The sequence below is a fragment of the Allobranchiibius huperziae genome, assembly GCF_013410455.1.
Lineage (GTDB): Bacteria > Actinomycetota > Actinomycetes > Actinomycetales > Dermatophilaceae > Allobranchiibius > Allobranchiibius huperziae.
The window spans coordinates 1-15307 of sequence record NZ_JACCFW010000001.1 but is presented as its reverse complement, the minus strand read 5'-3'; the positions used below and the strand labels follow the sequence as shown (position 1 = coordinate 15307).

Annotated in this window: 17 protein-coding genes; 8 read left to right on the top strand and 9 right to left on the bottom strand. The window is 69.9% G+C overall.

What is annotated here, in order from left to right; genetic code table 11:
* Positions 1-40: 40 nt before the first annotated feature.
* Together HNR15_RS00085 and HNR15_RS00080 are read left to right on the top strand one after the other, a co-directional pair.
* Positions 41-388, top strand: coding sequence for a YciI family protein (locus tag HNR15_RS00085; RefSeq protein ID WP_179478046.1), 348 nt, complete (start codon positions 41-43; stop codon positions 386-388).
* 142 nt (positions 389-530) lie between these two features.
* Entirely contained in the window at positions 531-1538 is a 1008-nt protein-coding gene (locus tag HNR15_RS00080) for a hypothetical protein (protein ID WP_179478044.1), read from the top strand.
* 27 nt (positions 1539-1565) lie between these two features.
* Here HNR15_RS00080 and HNR15_RS00075 read toward each other — a convergent pair whose 3' ends face one another.
* Both HNR15_RS00075 and HNR15_RS00070 read right to left on the bottom strand, forming a co-directional pair.
* Positions 1566-2354 (bottom strand): SDR family oxidoreductase, encoded by a 789-nt coding sequence (locus HNR15_RS00075; RefSeq protein ID WP_179478042.1) that lies wholly within the window; start codon positions 2352-2354, stop codon positions 1566-1568.
* The gene (locus HNR15_RS00070) at positions 2351-3400 is read right to left on the bottom strand and encodes an NAD(P)-dependent alcohol dehydrogenase (RefSeq protein ID WP_179478040.1); all 1050 of its coding nucleotides are present in this window, start codon (positions 3398-3400) and stop codon (positions 2351-2353) included. The genes HNR15_RS00075 and HNR15_RS00070 overlap by 4 nt, the downstream gene beginning before the upstream one ends.
* A gap of 139 nt (positions 3401-3539) precedes the next feature.
* On the opposite strand from HNR15_RS00070, the gene HNR15_RS00065 reads away from it, so the two are divergent.
* The gene (locus HNR15_RS00065; RefSeq protein ID WP_343048341.1) at positions 3540-4463 is read left to right on the top strand and encodes an AraC family transcriptional regulator; all 924 of its coding nucleotides are present in this window, start codon (positions 3540-3542) and stop codon (positions 4461-4463) included.
* Positions 4464-4493: 30 nt separating this feature from the next.
* On the opposite strand, the gene HNR15_RS00060 is transcribed toward HNR15_RS00065, so the two are convergent.
* The 3 genes from HNR15_RS00060 to HNR15_RS00050 form a co-directional block, all read right to left on the bottom strand.
* Positions 4494-5336 (bottom strand): TrmH family RNA methyltransferase, encoded by an 843-nt coding sequence (locus HNR15_RS00060; protein WP_179478036.1) that lies wholly within the window; start codon positions 5334-5336, stop codon positions 4494-4496.
* A gap of 111 nt (positions 5337-5447) precedes the next feature.
* A complete protein-coding gene (locus tag HNR15_RS00055; protein ID WP_179478034.1) occupies positions 5448-5633 on the bottom strand; it encodes a hypothetical protein in 186 nt (61 codons plus the stop codon).
* A gap of 204 nt (positions 5634-5837) precedes the next feature.
* Positions 5838-6224: a hypothetical protein gene (locus HNR15_RS00050; RefSeq protein WP_179478032.1), complete on the bottom strand. Its 387-nt coding sequence runs from the start codon at positions 6222-6224 to the stop codon at positions 5838-5840.
* 81 nt (positions 6225-6305) lie between these two features.
* Between HNR15_RS00050 and HNR15_RS00045 the strand changes: the two genes are divergently transcribed.
* Positions 6306-7202, top strand: coding sequence for a LysR family transcriptional regulator (locus tag HNR15_RS00045; RefSeq protein WP_179478030.1), 897 nt, complete (start codon positions 6306-6308; stop codon positions 7200-7202).
* A 193-nt stretch (positions 7203-7395) separates the two neighbouring features.
* Here the strand turns inward: HNR15_RS00045 and HNR15_RS00040 are convergent, their stop codons facing one another.
* From HNR15_RS00040 to HNR15_RS00030, 3 genes are all read right to left on the bottom strand, one after another.
* Positions 7396-8553, bottom strand: a complete 1158-nt coding sequence (locus HNR15_RS00040; RefSeq protein ID WP_179478028.1) for a phospholipid scramblase-related protein — start codon at positions 8551-8553, stop codon at positions 7396-7398.
* A 91-nt stretch (positions 8554-8644) separates the two neighbouring features.
* Positions 8645-9826 (bottom strand): fatty acid desaturase family protein, encoded by a 1182-nt coding sequence (locus tag HNR15_RS00035; RefSeq protein WP_179478026.1) that lies wholly within the window; start codon positions 9824-9826, stop codon positions 8645-8647.
* 49 nt (positions 9827-9875) lie between these two features.
* Entirely contained in the window at positions 9876-10988 is a 1113-nt protein-coding gene (locus HNR15_RS00030) for a ferredoxin reductase (protein WP_179478024.1), read from the bottom strand.
* Positions 10989-11086: 98 nt separating this feature from the next.
* Here HNR15_RS00030 and HNR15_RS00025 point away from each other — a divergent pair, with 98 nt between their 5' ends.
* From HNR15_RS00025 to HNR15_RS00015, 3 genes are all read left to right on the top strand, one after another.
* Positions 11087-12331, top strand: a complete 1245-nt coding sequence (locus HNR15_RS00025; RefSeq protein WP_179478022.1) for a PucR family transcriptional regulator — start codon at positions 11087-11089, stop codon at positions 12329-12331.
* A 71-nt stretch (positions 12332-12402) separates the two neighbouring features.
* Positions 12403-13386, top strand: coding sequence for a cation diffusion facilitator family transporter (locus tag HNR15_RS00020; RefSeq protein WP_179478020.1), 984 nt, complete (start codon positions 12403-12405; stop codon positions 13384-13386).
* 98 nt (positions 13387-13484) lie between these two features.
* Entirely contained in the window at positions 13485-14291 is an 807-nt protein-coding gene (locus tag HNR15_RS00015) for a hypothetical protein (protein WP_179478018.1), read from the top strand.
* Between the two features lie 88 nt (positions 14292-14379).
* On the opposite strand, the gene aroQ is transcribed toward HNR15_RS00015, so the two are convergent.
* Positions 14380-14826: a type II 3-dehydroquinate dehydratase gene (gene aroQ / locus HNR15_RS00010; RefSeq protein WP_179478016.1), complete on the bottom strand. Its 447-nt coding sequence runs from the start codon at positions 14824-14826 to the stop codon at positions 14380-14382.
* A gap of 189 nt (positions 14827-15015) precedes the next feature.
* Here aroQ and HNR15_RS00005 point away from each other — a divergent pair.
* Positions 15016-15307, top strand: a 292-nt coding sequence (locus HNR15_RS00005) for a hypothetical protein (RefSeq protein WP_218883488.1), incomplete at its 3' end; no start/stop codon positions are given.

The window sequence follows — 15307 nt, the reverse complement described above, 5'->3', positions numbered from 1 at the left end:
CCTGACCACTCGGACCCATCGCGAAGGACACGCACCCCGTATGAAGTACCTGATGATGGTCGTCGTCGACGGCGATCCCGACACCTCGGACGCCCCGGAAACGGGCATCGACGACTGGTTCGCGCAGGTGGACGGTCGCGGCCAGTGGGTGATGGGCGAGCGGCTGCGCCCACCCTCGACCGCGAAGCTGGTGCGCGTGCGCGACGGGGAGAGGATCGTGACCGACGGGCCGTTCGCGGAGACCAAGGAGTGGCTCGCCGGTTTCGACATCCTCGACTGCGCCACTCTGGAGGACGCCGTCGAGGTCGCGGCTGCGCATCCGATGGCGCGCGGTGGTCGCATCGAGCTGCGCGAGTTCTGGCCGTTCGAGGGCGACGACGACGCATAACCGTCAGGGGTGACGACACGTGCGCAGGCGGCGGGCTCACGCCGCGATCACCGGCGCGATCCTCGTGTCGGTCGCGGGGCTGTCCGCCTGCAGCGGGTCGTCGACGAGCAGCCCGACGTCGGTCGATCCCGGGTGGTCGCGGGTGTCCCTCACCGGATCCCCGGACATCCTCACGTCGACGACCGAGGGTGTGCTGGTCGGCACCTCCGGTCGCGACGGTACGGCCGGGATGTCGCTGGCCTCCTCGACCGGGGTCACCACGACGGTCGCGCTGCGGCCGATCTCCGGATACGCCCGCACCGCCCGGTGGTTGCAGGCCGCCGTGGGCGAGCCCGGCATCCTGGCCGTCGGTGGAGCACGCGGGGGTGCGCACGGCAACGTGCGGTGGACCGTGTGGCGGACGCCGCGGACCGCGGGCGGCTTCGGCACCCTGACGGAGACGCCTCAGACCTTCGAGACCTTCGGCGGCCTGGAGGCCGGTGACCTGGTCGGCACGGCGTACGCCGGGTCCGACGCGCTCATCGTCGGGTCCTGGGTGGGAGCGCACGGCCTGGACGTGACGACCTGGCACCCGCAGGGCAGCACGTGGCTCCGCGACCCGCCGTCGCCCGTCCTCAAGAACACCGCGTCGATCCTGAAGTCCGCCGCCGCGGTCGGTGCGCTCGGCGACCGGTTCGTTGTCGTCGGCGACCTGCTCGACCTCGATGACGGCATGACGTCGCATCCCGTCGTGTGGCTGAGGGCGGCGGACGGCGGCTCGTGGACGGAGCACCGGATCGCGATCACCGGGCACGCGCACGCCGTCGGGTGCTCCCTGCAACGCTGCGTCGTCGTCGGCGTGACAGCCGGGGGTGCAGCGCGCGCGTGGCAGCTGCAGGCCGATGGATCCGTCACATCGATCGGACTGCCCGAAACCGTCACCAGCGACAGTGACATATCAACACCTGTCGTCACTTCGGATAGTACGACGATCGCCCTTCCGACACGCTCGGGGTCGCTTCTCGTCCAGGTCTCCCCTGGGAGGACGACCGTGCTCAGGACTCCCCCGGGTAGTCCCCTCGCCTTCGCAGCCGACGGCGCACGGCTCTATCTCGCCTCTCGGACCACGTCCGGCTCCATCCAGCTGTGGCGCAGTCTCGCGTCGCCCTGACTGTGGCCCAAGGCAGGTCAGGCCGCCTCAGGCCGCCGTATAACCGCCGTCGGCGACGAGGACGGTCCCGGTGATGAAACTGGCGGCGTCGCTGGCAAGGAACACGGCGCTCGGAGCGATCTCCTCGGGAAGCGCGAAGCGTCGTTGCGGCGCGTCGTCCACCCAGTGCTGACGGAACTCCGGACGCCAGTGACGACGTAGCTCGGGCCGGTCGGCAGGCACTCCGTCGGCTTGCACGTACCCGGGAGCTATGGCGTTGACCCGAATCCCGAAGCTCGCCCATTCAACGGCCAGCGACCTGGTGAGGTGGTGGACCGCGGCCTTCGACGCGTTGTACCCGGCCTGGAACTGCGGACGATTGACGATCAGTCCGGAGATGCTTCCGACGTTCACGATCGAGCCGGATCCATGCGCGCGCATCACGTCCGCCACGATCGTGGACGTCTTCCACACGGCCCGGACGTTGAGGTCGAAGACGCCCGCCCACTGGTCGTCGGTCAGTTCGGACGACGGTGCGTGATGGCAGCGCCCGGCATTATTGACCAACACGTCTATTCGACCGTCGAACGCGTCCTCCGCCTGCGCGACCATGGTGTCCACCTGGGCGTCGTCGGTGACGTCGGCCGTGATGGGCACCAGCTCGTAGCCGGTCCGCGCAGCCTCGGCGGCGACGAGTCTGTTGGCGTCTTCGCGCCGCCCGGAGAACGCGACCCGGGCACCGGCGGCGGCGAGCGCGAAGACGAACGCCCTGCCGAGCCCCTGGTTGCCGCCGGTCACCAGGGCGGTCCTGCCGGTGAGGTCGAACGGGGAGGTCACCGCGACCGCTCACTGCCGAGGTCCCCGCCCGGGGGCGGGCCGCCGACATGGGGCGTGACGACGGCCTTGAGCGCCTCCGGGTCGCGCCGGCTGATGGTGAGAGCGTCCTCGGTGTGCTCGAGGTCGAATCGGTGGGTGATGACGTCGCTCACCCGCACGGCTCCCGAGGCGATCAGGTCCAGCGCGAGCGGGTAGGTGTTGGCGTACCGGAAGATACCGGTGATGCGGATCTCTCGGCCCTGCAACAGCGGGACGTCGATGGTGACGGAGTCGGCGCCCATGCCGACCAGCACGAGGCGTCCGGCGCGAGCGAGAGCGGACATTCCGGCCGTCACGGCCGCCTGGGCACCGGAGCACTCGATGACGACGTCGTAGTCCCGCTCGAAAGGCTGCCCCGACCGATGAGCGGTGAGACCGAGTCTGTCGGCCATCGCGCTTCGGAACTCGCTCACGTCGCTCACCGTCACATCGACGCCGCCGAACGCTCGGGCCACCTGCGCGGCGAACAGGCCGACCGGTCCGGCGCCGGTCACCAGGACCCGATCACCGGCGGTGATCCGGGCTTTCTGTGCCGCCCAGATCCCGACCGAGACGGGTTCGGCCATGGCGGCCTGTTCGAAGGTGAGGTCGCCGGGGACGGGATGGGCGAAGGCGGCATCGATGGCCACCACACGGCAGATCGCGCCGTCCACCGGCGGGGTGGCGAAGAACGAGACGTGCGGACACAGGTTGTACCGCCCTGCCAGGCACTGCTCACAACGCCGGCAGGGCACTCCGGGCTCGAGCGCGACCCGATCACCCACGGCGCGGTCGGTGACCTCTGCGCCGATGGCGACCACCACGCCGGACGCCTCGTGCCCGATGACCATGGGCTGCTCGACGACGTACGAGCCGATCCGCCCGTGCTCGTAGTAGTGGACGTCGGAGCCACAGATGCCGACGGCGCGCACCTCGACCAGCACCTGGTGGGGATCCGGGACGGGGACCGGTCGCTCCACGATCTGCACGTCCGAGGCCGCCGTGAGTACCGCACTGAGGTTGCGCATGGGTCGTCCTTGTTCGAGGGACCTCTGCCAGTCACCTGGGAACTTCGACCTTACGAAGGGGTCGTGCCGTGAAAAAGATCCTGCCAAGACCTCTGGTGATACTTTCTTGCCACTCCCGAGGAGCACCGGAGAAGGCGCTGTGAGCACCGACAGACGACCGCACCCGACGCCCAGCGCCATCGCGCGCCGTCTCGCCACCGCCCCTGCAGCGCGTGAGGTCGTGCCCCTCGACCCCCGCCAGTCCGTCCGATGGCACATGCACGGCGTCCCGAGCCCCTACTCGCGGTGGAACTACCACCCCGAGTACGAGATACACCTCATCCGATCGGGCACCGGCCGCTACATCGTCGGTGATCACATCGGCACGTTCGCCGCCGGACAAGTCGTCCTGGTCGGCTCCAACCTGCCGCACCACTGGATCAGCGACCTCGCGCCCGGTCAGGTCATCGACGACCGCGACACCGTCCTGCAGTTCCACCCCCACTGGGTCGACCGGTGCCAGGACATCCTCCCGGAGCTGGCGGAGGTGCAGACCCTTCTCAAGAAGGCGGCGCGCGGCATCGAGTTCCGTGGCAGCACCGCACTCCGTGCCGCCGACGAGCTCGAAGCCATCGGCGCGCAGCAGGGATCGCGTCGGTTGGGCCACATCTTCGAGCTCCTCGGCGTGCTCGCGGCAGCGCCCGACGACGAACACCGCACCCTGACGAAGGAGTGGCTGCCGCCGTTGCGCGATGAGGATGCCGCCGACACCATCGACCAGGCCCTGACGTACATCGTCGAGCACCTCACCGACGACGTGCGCCTCGCGGCAGTGGCGCAGCTCGTGGGGATGTCGGACTCGGCGTTCTCGAAGTACTTCAAGCGGGTCAGCGGCCAGACGTTCAGCGACACGGTCCAGAAGCTGCGCCTCTCGCAGGCATGCAAGCTCCTGGTGGACACCGACGTGCCCGTCGCGTCCGTCTCACACCGCGTGGGATACGCCAACCTGTCCAACTTCAACCGACAGTTCCGCGCGCACTACGACGTCACGCCGCGACAGTTCCGTCGGGAGAACCGGGGCTGAGCTGCCGCGCCCGCACGGTGCGCGGCGACCTCAGCGGCGGGCGGCCAGACGCTGCTGCAGCGATTCGTGCAACAGGACGGAGCCGGCGGTGGCGGCGTTCAGCGAGCTCGCCTCGCCCACCATCGGGATGCTGACGATCGCGTCACACGCCTCACGCCAGACCCGGGCGAGCCCGCGGGTCTCGTTGCCGACGACCAGCACCGTCGGCACCGCGAAGTCGACACCCCGCACCCCGAGATCGCCCCCCTCATCGGTGCCCAGCAGTTGCACGCTGCTCCCGGCGGAGCGCAGTGCCCGGATCCGGTCGAGCACCGGCTGCGGACCGTCCGCCCGTACGGTCGGAACGGTGAAGAGCGAACCGGTGCTGGCACGAACGGATTTGGGATCGTACGGATCGGCAGCATGCCCGGTCACGACGAGACCGGACCCGCCGAAGGCGTCGATCGAGCGCAGCAGAGTGCCGACGTTGCCCGGGGTGCTCGGCCGATCGAAGACCACCGTGGGGGCGTATGCCGACGGGTCGGCGCGGGTCAGGTCGTCCGGGGGCATGGCGACGACGGCCAGCAGCTCGGCCTGCCCCTCGTCCTTGCCCGACAGCTCGGCGAACAGCTCGGGCTCCAGTTCGTAGCGCCTCGCGCCCGGGCGGCCCCACGTGTCCTGCGCCCACCGCGACGGCTGGCCGCCGGTCGGTCGCAGCACGTCCGTGACGTGCCACCCGGCTCGCACGGCCAAGGTGATCGGGCGCACCCCCTGCACGACGAACGCGCCTGCGCGGTGCCGCTTCGTGCGGTTGCGCAGCAGGGTCTCCCAGTGCTGGAACGTCGCGTTGCGGCTACCGACGCGCACGGGTCGCAGCGCGGGGTCGGCTCGCATGCGCTCACGGTAGTGCCGCGGCGCGCCCGCCCCATCCCCCACACGCAAAAGCGGACACCCAGCGGCCGAGGGCCGGCCGGAGTGTCCGCGTGCTGACGCCGAGGGATCGGCTCAGATCTGGCGCATGTACGCCCGGTTTGCGTGACCGTTGCCGTGCAGCTGCTCACGCACCGAGCGCCAGATGGAGCGGGTGGTGCGCGGTGCGGTCTCCTCGGTGGTGGCATACGCCAGGTCGCCGAGCATGCGGGCGTGGTCGCGGTCGTCGATGGGGTTGAAGTCGTTGTAAATGGGTCGCATGGCATTAATCGTTCCATTTCGAACTAATCACGACAAGTCCAAAAGACTGCATGACTCTTCAGTGAGACTGAAGCATCGCGGCGCATGCCGGAGGTCCGCCGCAAACCGTTGCGCTGCAATGCTTCCCATGCACCTTCTCGCGCGAGGCACGGTTGCCCGGTCGGTCGCCGGGGCCGTGGTGTGGCCGACTTCACAGACCACCGTTCAGTGCGCGGGGCGCAGGCCCGTCCGGGGTGCGTCGGAGGGCCGGGTCGACCCTTCGCGCACGGCCGACCGCGGACGCCGCGCCTCGACATCGGCGCTCGCTTCGTGGGCCATGCGCACAGCACCGTGCGCGCCATTGACCCAGTCCGGGCCTTCGTAGACCCAGGGTCGGTTGATCCGATCGAAGCGTTCGTTGGCTTCGGCGATCCCGTCGAAGACCTCCCTGACCGCGTGCACCGCCGTGCGGACGCGAGCGAGCACCGGGTGGCGGGGCGCTGAGGGTGAGGTGACAGGCCGGCCGGACCGGGCGCGTACGCCGTCCAACTCCTGGCTCAGCCGCTGCGCGTCACGATCGATGGGGCCGTGGTTGCTGTAGTCGATGTTCATGTATCCAGCGTCACGCCATCAACTCTTCAGCACAAGCGATTGTTATTGATGCACTGTGTAGTGCTGCTGTAGAGTCGAGGAATGCTCGATGTCAACCGTCTCCGGGTGTTCCGCGCCGTCGTCGCGAGCGGATCGGTGCAGGCCGCCGCTCTCAATCTCGGCTACACGCCGTCCGCCATCAGTCAGCACGTCAGCGCACTACAGCGCGAGACCGGGCTGCAACTCTTCGAGAAGTCCGGTCGCGGCATCAGTGCGACGCCCACGGGCCGGGCACTCGCAGCGCAGAGCGACGAGGTGATGAACAACCTCGCCCGCCTCGACGGCGTGGTCGACGATCTGCGTGAGGGCCGCACCGGCACGCTCGCGATCTCCTGCTTCGCGTCGGCCGGTGAGCAGTGGATCCCGCTCGTCGCGCGATCGCTGCAGCGGGACTTCCCCGACGTGCAGTTCACCGTCGACCTCAACGAGCAGCCGTCCCCGACCGGCCCGGGCAGGCCCGACATCGACGTCCGCACCGAGCAGCCCGAGGACCCGCCGACCCGGGTCAACGGCTACACCCGATACGAGCTGACCGAGGAGCCGTACTGGGTGGTGTTCTCCAGCGACAATCCGCTGGCCGAGCTGGGCGTCGTGCCGATGTCCGCGCTGGCAGACCACCGGTGGGTCATGGACAACCAGGACGACGACGTCTGCGGCCGCATCGTGCGCGGCGCGACGCGTGCCGCCGGTTTCACGCCCCGCTACTCGGCGCAGACCGTCGACCACCACACCTCGATCGCGTTCGCAGCCGCGGGTATCGGCGTCGCGGTCATTCCGCAGCTGGCGCTGGGAGTGCTGCCCGCCGACGCGTGCTCGCGCCCCATCGCCGACCCGGCCCCGCGGCGACGGATCGTGGTCTTCGTGCGGGACAACGCCAGCGCCAACCCGGCCGTCGCCCGCACTCTGCAGCTGCTCCGGGACATCACGGCGCCGGTCTGACTCGGTCGGTCGCGCCGTCCGCCCCGCCCGTGGCTGTAGCGCTCGCGACGTGGCGTTTCCAAACGGCCTCGACCGGGGATCGATCGGCCCGCTGCCCTTGCACGGGCGCCGCGTGGGCCCATGTGGGCGGGCCACTCGCGGACCCGCCTAGGTACGGGCGCCGCGTGGGCTCTCGTGGCTGCGCAGCGGCGACCTAGCGGCTGTCCTGCTTCAGGGCCGTGTCGATGGTGAGCGCGGCGGCGATGCAGAGCGAGCGCAACGGGTCGGGCATGTCCTGGTGCAGGTGCACCACGTAGTTGTCCGCCGTGGTGAACATCGTGGTGAGCAGCCCCTCCCAGGTCTTGGTCACCCGTGCGACCTCGGTGCCGGACGCGTCCAGCATCGCGAAGTTCCAGGCCCGCCAGTTCTCTGCGTTGAGCGAACCCACCTCCGCGCCGCCGGCCAGCAGACCGAAGCGGATCTTGCCGAAGACGTTCTGCTGCACCAACCGGCCGATCTCGGACCCGTTCGGCGCCTCGACCACGATGGTGGACTTGAAGACCTTCGCGGGCCGGGTCAGCCGCAGCAGCACCTGCCCTGCGTTGTCGCGCACCTCGAGCCGGTGGGTCAGGAACTGGTCGTAGTTGGACAGCAGCCGGACCGCCTTCTTCATCCCGCTCTGACCGACCTCGACCACCGCCCCGAGCTGCGACCCGTCCTGCGCGTAGACGGCGTACTCGTTGGTGATCTCGATGATCTTGCGCTTCTGGCTCACCACGAGCACCGGCTCGGTGAACACGTTGCGGCCCTGCTCGGCGTGCCGACCGTCGACCGGTCCGCTGACCTGACCGCCGAAGGACTGGTCGCCGTATCCCTGCGCGATGGAGTCGCCCCACCGGCGCACCCGGCTCTCACCCGGGAAGGAGTCCGGCTGCTGCGGCGCGCCACCCTGCGGGTACTGCTGGAACTGCTGGGGATTGCCCTGTTGACCGTACGCGGGCTGATGGGTCTGCTGCTGTGCGTAGGGGTCGTGCGGCTGCTGCTGGCCACCCTGCCCGCCGTGCGCCTGCGCCGTGTACGGGTCGTGCGGCTGCTGCTGGCCACCCTGCCCGCCGTGCGCCTGCGCCGCGTACGGGTCAGCCGTGTCACGCCGGGGCGCCGCGCCCTGTCCCGGCAGTGGGGCCGAGTGCGACCCGCTCTGCTGACCCTGCTGATGTCCGCTCGATGTGCCGGGGTAGGGCATCGCCTGCGGCGCCGGTTGCTGAGGCTGCGCGGGCTGGGTCTGATGCGTCCACGAGGTGCCGTCCCACCACCGCACCTGGGTGGGGTCGAGGTTGTCGGGGTACCAACCGGGAGGGGTCGCGTTCGTCATACGGCATGTTGTCACGCACCGGACGCACAGGTGGGGTCGTTGCGCGCTCTATACGGCGCGCAACGACCCCACCTGTCGATGGGACGACGGGTCAGGCAGCGACCTCGCCGGTGTCGACCCGACGCGACGGCAGCGCGGTCGGCGCGACCGGCTTGCGACGGCTCGGGAACTTGACCTTCGCGGCGATGTGGTTGGGCAGCGAGAGGCGGATGACCTTCATCCACGCGGAGGCGACCTGCTTGGGCAGCGGACCACTCGTGTACTGCAGGCCGTAGCGCTCGCAGATGTCGCGCACCTTGACCGAGATCTCGGCGTACCGGTTGCTGGGCAGATCGGGGAAGAGGTGGTGCTCGATCTGGTAGCTGAGGTTGCCGGTGGCGATGTGCATCGCCTTGGAGCCGGAGATGTTGGCCGACCCGATCATCTGACGCAGGTACCACTCACCGCGGGACTCGCCCTCGATCGAGGTCTTGGTGAAGGTCTCGACGCCCTCGGGGAAGTGCCCGCACATGATGACCGAGTGGGTCCACAGGTTGCGGCCCAGGTTGGACAGGTAGTTCGCGAGCAGCGTCCTGCCCCACGAGCCGGTCGGCGCCGCGAGCAGCGGGTGGATGACGTAGTCACGGGTCATCTGGTTGCGGACCTTCTGGCCCACCTTGCCCAGGTCGCGCTTGAAGACCGCCTTGTCCTTACGGCCCTTCATGTACTTGCCGAGCTCCAGGTCGTACGCCGCGATGCCGTACTCGAAGAAGCAGGCGTTGATGAAGTTCCACACCGGCTGGCCGAGGTAGAACGGCACCCACGGCTGGTCCTCATCGACCCGCATGATGCCGTAGCCGAGGTCGTTGTCGCGGCCGAGCACATTGGTGTACGTGTGGTGCAGCTCGTTGTGCGAGTGCTTCCACAGGTCGGCCGGGCTGGCGTTGTCCCACTCCCAGGTCGTCGAGTGGATCTTCGGGTCGCGCATCCAGTCCCACTGGCCGTGCATGACGTTGTGGCCGATCTCCATGTTCTCCAGGATCTTGGAGACGGTCAGGCCGGCGGTGCCGAGCGCGAACGCCGGCTTGTACTTGCTGAAGAGCAGCACCGCGCGCGAGCCCAGCTCCAGCTTGCGCTGCACGTCGATGGTGCGACGGATGTACGCCGCGTCCTTGGCACCGCGGGACTCGATGATCTCCGCGCGTACGGCGTCGAGCTCCTTGCCCAGGCTCTCGATGTCCTCCGGCGTCATGTGCGCGACCGGGTTGTGTTCCTTCTTCTGCAGAGCGGTCATGAGCTGTCCTTCCGTGGTGCTGTGGGAAATCGTGGGTCGTGTGCGGTGATCAGAGAACGAGGTCGCAGCGCCCGGCGGCGGCCGAGATGCAGGTCTGGATGAGGATGCCGTCGCCGGGGGTGGCCGAGGTGACCTCACCGGTGCGCAGGTCGCGCACGGAGCCTTCGCGCATCGGCAGCACGCAGCCGTAGCAGATGCCCATCCGGCACCCCGACGGCATGAGCACGCCGGCTTCCTCGCCGATGTCGAGGATCGGCCGGGCGCCGTCGCACTCGATCTCGCGGTCGGTCTTGGTGAAGTAGACGGTGCCGCCCTCGCCCGGCTCGGCGAGTGCAGGACGGAACCGCTCGGTGTGCAGTCGGTGCGCGTGCCCCGCCTGCTCCCAGTGCCCTTCGAGCATCTCGAGCATGCCGGCCGGGCCGCAGGCCCAGGTCTCGCGCTCGCGCCAGTCGGGCACCAGTGCTTCGAGCTCATCGGTGTCGAGCAGGCCGTGCTCGTCGGTGTGCCGCTCGACCAGGGTGATCCGGTCGTTCGCACCGAGCTCGCGCAACTCCTCGGCGAAGATCACGTCCTCCGGACGCGGGGCGGAGTGCAGCAGGATCACGTCGTCCAGGTCTTCCACCGCGTGCCGCAGGATGCCCATCACCGGGGTGATGCCGCTGCCGCCGGTGAGCAGCAGGATCTTGCTCGGAAGCACCTCGGGCAGCACGAACGCGCCGTCGGCCTGCTCCATCTGCACGATCTGGCCGACCTTCAGCGACTCCACGAGGTGGGTGCTGACGGCGCCGCCGGTGATGGCCTTGATGGTGATGGCGATGCAGCCGTCCTCGCGCGGACCGGAGGTCACGGAGTACGCGCGCCACATGCGTACGCCGTCGACGTCGACGCCGATCCGGATGTACTGCCCGGGCACGTGGCCGCGCCAGGTGCGACCCGGGCGCAGTACGACGGTGGCGGCGTCCTGGGTCTCGGCGACGATGTCGACGACCCGGGCGCGCAGCACGGTGGAGGTGCGCAGCGGGTCGAAGAGGTCGACGTAGTCCTCGGGGAGCAGCGGCGTGGTGGTCGCCTTGAGCAGCTTGAAGGCACGCGAGCGCCACCCCGCGCCGGGGGTGCGCCCGGTCGCGTCCTGCCTGGGGCCGTCACTGAGGAGATGTGCCATATGAACACCATGCCTGCCGGGGAGGGACAATTTCTTATCCGGCCAACGTGAATCAGACCCGCGGTATTGTTCGCAGAGAACAACGAGACGAGGTACGCATGCCAGACATCCCGGTCGACCACATCCGTTCGGGACCTCGTGCGCCGCTGCGCTTCGAGCCGAACGTGGTGGCCTCGCTGCAGGCCCGGCTCCCTGAGTTCGCTGAGGACTGCGTGGACCAGATCTTCGCGGAGGTGCCGGAGTACGCGCGCACCTCGAGCGGGGAGCTGCGCGGCACCATCGAGCTGGCGGTGCAGGCCGCGCTCGGCGGGTTCCTGCGGATGGCGACCGGTCCGCGCCGCGGCGACCCCACGCCGCACGCGGGGGCTCTCGACGGCGCGTACAAGCTGGGCGCCGGCGAGGCCCACAGCGGTCGCCCGATGGACGCCCTGCTCTCCGCGTACCGGATCGGGGCGCGCGTCGCCTGGCGCGAGATGTCGGCGGCCGCGGTGGCCGCGGGCCTGGACGCCGCGATGACCGCGGAGTTCGCCGAGCTGGTCTTCGCCTACATCGACGAGCTCACCGCCTCCAGTGTCGAGGGCCACGCGAGCGCGCTGGTGCAGCAGGACCGGATGGACGAACGGCGCCGAGAGCGGCTCGGATCCGCGCTCATCGCCGGCCGTGCCGAGGAAGTGGTGCGCGAGTTCGCCTCGCGCGCGCAGTGGACCCCGCCTCGCCGGTTGAGCGCCGTCGTGCTGCCGTCCATCCGGCTGGGCGCGGTGCTGTCGGCGCTCGGCCCCAACACGCTGCGCGCCGGCGAGGAACCGGGCGACGCCGGCGGTTCCGAGCGCACGGTGCTGCTCGTCTCCGACCGGCGCGGGGCCCTGCGAGTGCTCGCCGACCGCGAGGCGTACGTCGGGCCGGCGCGTCCGTGGCTCGCCGTCGCGGCGTCGTACGAGCGCGCCGTACGCGCCATCGATGTGGGCCTGGGGCGCGGCGCGGGCACTGTGGTGGACACCGAGGAGCATCTGGCCGACCTCGTGCTCGCCTCGGCACCCGGGGAGCTGGACGACCTGCGCGCCCAGGTGCTGGCGCCGCTCGGCGAGCCGGGCGACGCGGCCTACGAACGGCACGTGGAGACGCTGCGCTCGTGGTTGCTGCACCAGGGCCGACGCGACGACGTGGCGCGCGACCTGCACGTGCACGCGCAGACGGTGCGCTACCGGATGGGTCAGGTCCGCGAGCTGTACGGCGACCGCCTCGCCGACCCGGACACCGTGATGCAGCTGCTGCTGGCGCTGCACCCCTCGCCGACTCCGCCTGCTCCGCCCTCGTCGGGAGGTGGGGAGAACACCGAGGGGTAGGGCAATATCCCCACCTCTCGTGCATTGCTCCACCCCCGATGGGCAGGCCGCGCACGCCGTACCGTCGGGGTATGACGACCACCACCGACGACACAGTGAGCGCAGCCGCAGACGGTGGTGGCGGGGACAGCCTCCGGACGGTGCTGATCGCGTTCGCGGCGAACATCCTGATCGCGGTCGCGAAGTCGGTGGCCGCACTGCTCACCGGATCCGCGTCGATGGTCGCCGAGGCCGCGCACTCCTGGGCCGACTCCGGCAACGAGGTCTTCCTGCTCATCGCCGAGAAGCGCGGCGCGAAGCAGGCGGACGAGGCCCACCCGCTCGGCTACGGCAAGGAGGTCTACGTCTGGTCGATGTTCGCGGCCGTCGGGCTGCTCACCGCAGGAGCGGTGGTCAGCATCTGGCACGGCTTCCAGCAGCTCGGCTCGCACGAGGAGGCCGGCAGTTACCTCATCAACTACATCGTGCTGGCCGTCGCCTTCGCACTCGAGGGCACGTCCTTCCTGCAGGCGCTGCGCCAGACACGTGGGGTGGCGCGCAAGGCCGGGCTGCACCCCCTGCGCTACGTGACCCGCACCTCCGATCCCACGCTGCGGGCGGTCTTCTTCGAGGACGCCGCCGCGCAGCTCGGTCTGTTGATCGCCGCCGCGGGCGTCGGCCTGCACCAGCTCACCGGCGATGCGAGGTACGACGCCATCGGCTCGATCCTGGTCGGCGTCATGCTCGCCGTCGTCGCCGTCTTCCTCGTCAACCGCAACCGGGAGTTCCTCGTCGGCGAGGCCATCGGCGGGGCCGTGCGCGACCGGGCGCTGCAGGCGCTGATCGACAACCCGGCTATCGAGCGGGTCACCTACCTGCACCTGGAGTTCGTCGGGCCGCAGAAGCTCTTCGTCGTGGCGTCGGTGGATCTGGTGGGGAACGACCGGGAGTCCGTGCTCGCCGTACGCCTGCAGGAGGTCGAGGACCAGGTACGCCGGCACCAGATGATCGAGCACGCCGTGCTGTCGCTCTCGCTGCCGCAGGAGCCGTCGCTGCATCCTGCGTCCGTCAACTGACAGGCTCAGCACAGCTGTTCACAGTGCACGGCCCATCGGACCCGCGCACTGTGTGCTGGTCAGCGGGCCTTGCCCGATTCCGTCCGAAAGACATGTCCATGCTCCGCAAGACGAAGATCATCGGGGGTTCGACCCTCGCGGCAGCAGCAGTAGTGGGGATCGCCGTCCCGGCGTACGCCACGTCGACCTCGGCACCCCCGGCACCCACGCCGACCACGGCGGCCAAGGGCCCCGCGGCGCACATGCGCCACGGGATCGGCCTGCTCGGATTGACCCCGGCGGTCATCGCCAAGGATGCGGGCACCGACACCGCAGGCCTCGCCGCCGGACGCAAGGCCGGCAAGTCGTTGGCCCAGATCGCCGAGAGCCACGGCGTCTCCCGGGCGACCCTGCTGTCTCGCCTGGACGCCACCGCCGACGCCCGCATGGCGAAGCTCATCAACACCAAGCTCCCGGAAGGTGTCCGCGGGCCAGGGCCGGCCGGTGCGCCGGGCAAGGCGGGGACCGCCAAGCCGACGCCGCCCAAGGCAGGGACCGCGAAGCCGGCACACCCGGGCAAGGGTCCAGGTAAGTGGGGTGGGCCGCACGGTCCGCGCGGCTGGGCGCACCGGCACGGCCTCGGCGCCGACTACAAGAGCCTGGCGAGCGTCCTGAAGCTGACCCCGGCGCAGTTGACCGCCGATCTGAGCAAGGGCGAGACCCTCCAGCAGATCGCCACCGCGCAGAAGGTCAGCACGGTCACCCTGCTCACGGCCCTGGACAAGGACGTCAACGCGGAGATCGCCAAGGCCGTGGACCGGGTCCCGGGCGCCAAGCCGCCGGCCGCTAAGGCCCCGGCTGCTAAGCCGCCGGCCGCAAAGGCCCCGGCGACCAAGGCCCCGGCCACCAGCGCTCAGGGCTCCTGAGCGCCGCGCACCACCCAGCGGTGCACTGACTGACGCAGTCAAGGACGAGTGACGCAGGTCGACCTGCGTCACTCGTCCTTTCGCTACGTCAGCTCCCGTCGGCGCCTATCAAGGCCGCGAGCCGCTGGACGGCGAACTCGTATCCCTGGGTGCCGCAGCCCACGATCACTCCCGCTGCGATGTCGCTGAGGTAGGACGTGTGCCGGAAGCTCTCGCGCGCATGCACGTTGGAGATGTGCACCTCGACGAAGGGCACGTCGAGCACCTGCAGGGCGTCTCGGATCGCGACCGAGGTGTGGGTGTACGCCGCGGCGTTGATCACCAGCCCGTCGATGGCGCCCACCAGGTCGTGCAGGTGGTCCACGATCGCGCCCTCGCTGTTGCTCTGGAAGAACCTGGTGCCCAGGCCCGCACCGGATGCCGCGTCGTGGCAGCGCTTCTCGACGTCGGCCAACGTCTCGGTGCCGTAGACGCCCGGCTCCCGGGTGCCGAGGCGGTCCAGGTTCGGGCCGTTCACGACCGCGATCGTGGGCATCGTCGGTGCTCCTTGCGCTGCGGGGCCGGCGCGGCCGGGGTCGCCGACGGGACGGGTCGGGTCTCGCGAAAACGTACACCGGTGGCGCCGGTCCACGCCGCGCGATCACACCCTCACCGAATTCGCAGGGTCGATCGGCAATGCTGGTGCCATGTGTCCGCGTTCGGGTCCTCGCGACAGGTCTGCCGGATGACCGGCAACCTCCTGGTCGTCGTGGTGTCCCTTGCGGCCGCGTTCGCCTTCGCCATCTCGGCGGTGCTGAAGCACAGCACGGCGACCAGGGTGCCGCAGCTGGCGGGTTTCACCGTGCGGCATTTGTGGCGGTTCGGCATCTCCACGGTCCTGCACCCGCTGTGGCTGCTCAGCCTCATCGCCGACCTCGCGGGAGTCGTGCTGCAGATCGTGGCGCTGCACGTCGGCGCCATCTCGGTGGTGCAGCCGCTGCTCTCCCTCGGTCTGCTCTTCGCTCTCTTGCTGCGGC

Excerpts from the sequence above, each read along its gene's own strand:
- aroQ (WP_179478016.1), bottom strand. The coding sequence starts at position 14,826 with ATGCCCACGATCGCGGTCGTGAACGGCCCGAACCTGGACCGCCTCGGC.
- HNR15_RS00020 (WP_179478020.1), top strand. The coding sequence starts at position 12,403 with ATGACGACCACCACCGACGACACAGTGAGCGCAGCCGCAGACGGTGGT.
- HNR15_RS00035 (WP_179478026.1), bottom strand. The coding sequence starts at position 9,826 with ATGACCGCTCTGCAGAAGAAGGAACACAACCCGGTCGCGCACATGACG.
- HNR15_RS00040 (WP_179478028.1), bottom strand. The coding sequence starts at position 8,553 with ATGACGAACGCGACCCCTCCCGGTTGGTACCCCGACAACCTCGACCCC.
- HNR15_RS00060 (WP_179478036.1), bottom strand. The coding sequence starts at position 5,336 with ATGCGAGCCGACCCCGCGCTGCGACCCGTGCGCGTCGGTAGCCGCAAC.
- HNR15_RS00050 (WP_179478032.1), bottom strand. The coding sequence starts at position 6,224 with ATGAACATCGACTACAGCAACCACGGCCCCATCGATCGTGACGCGCAG.
- HNR15_RS00045 (WP_179478030.1), top strand. The coding sequence starts at position 6,306 with ATGCTCGATGTCAACCGTCTCCGGGTGTTCCGCGCCGTCGTCGCGAGC.
- HNR15_RS00025 (WP_179478022.1), top strand. The coding sequence starts at position 11,087 with ATGCCAGACATCCCGGTCGACCACATCCGTTCGGGACCTCGTGCGCCG.
- HNR15_RS00055 (WP_179478034.1), bottom strand. The coding sequence starts at position 5,633 with ATGCGACCCATTTACAACGACTTCAACCCCATCGACGACCGCGACCAC.
- HNR15_RS00070 (WP_179478040.1), bottom strand. The coding sequence starts at position 3,400 with ATGCGCAACCTCAGTGCGGTACTCACGGCGGCCTCGGACGTGCAGATC.
- HNR15_RS00085 (WP_179478046.1), top strand. The coding sequence starts at position 41 with ATGAAGTACCTGATGATGGTCGTCGTCGACGGCGATCCCGACACCTCG.
- HNR15_RS00015 (WP_179478018.1), top strand. The coding sequence starts at position 13,485 with ATGCTCCGCAAGACGAAGATCATCGGGGGTTCGACCCTCGCGGCAGCA.
- HNR15_RS00030 (WP_179478024.1), bottom strand. The coding sequence starts at position 10,988 with ATGGCACATCTCCTCAGTGACGGCCCCAGGCAGGACGCGACCGGGCGC.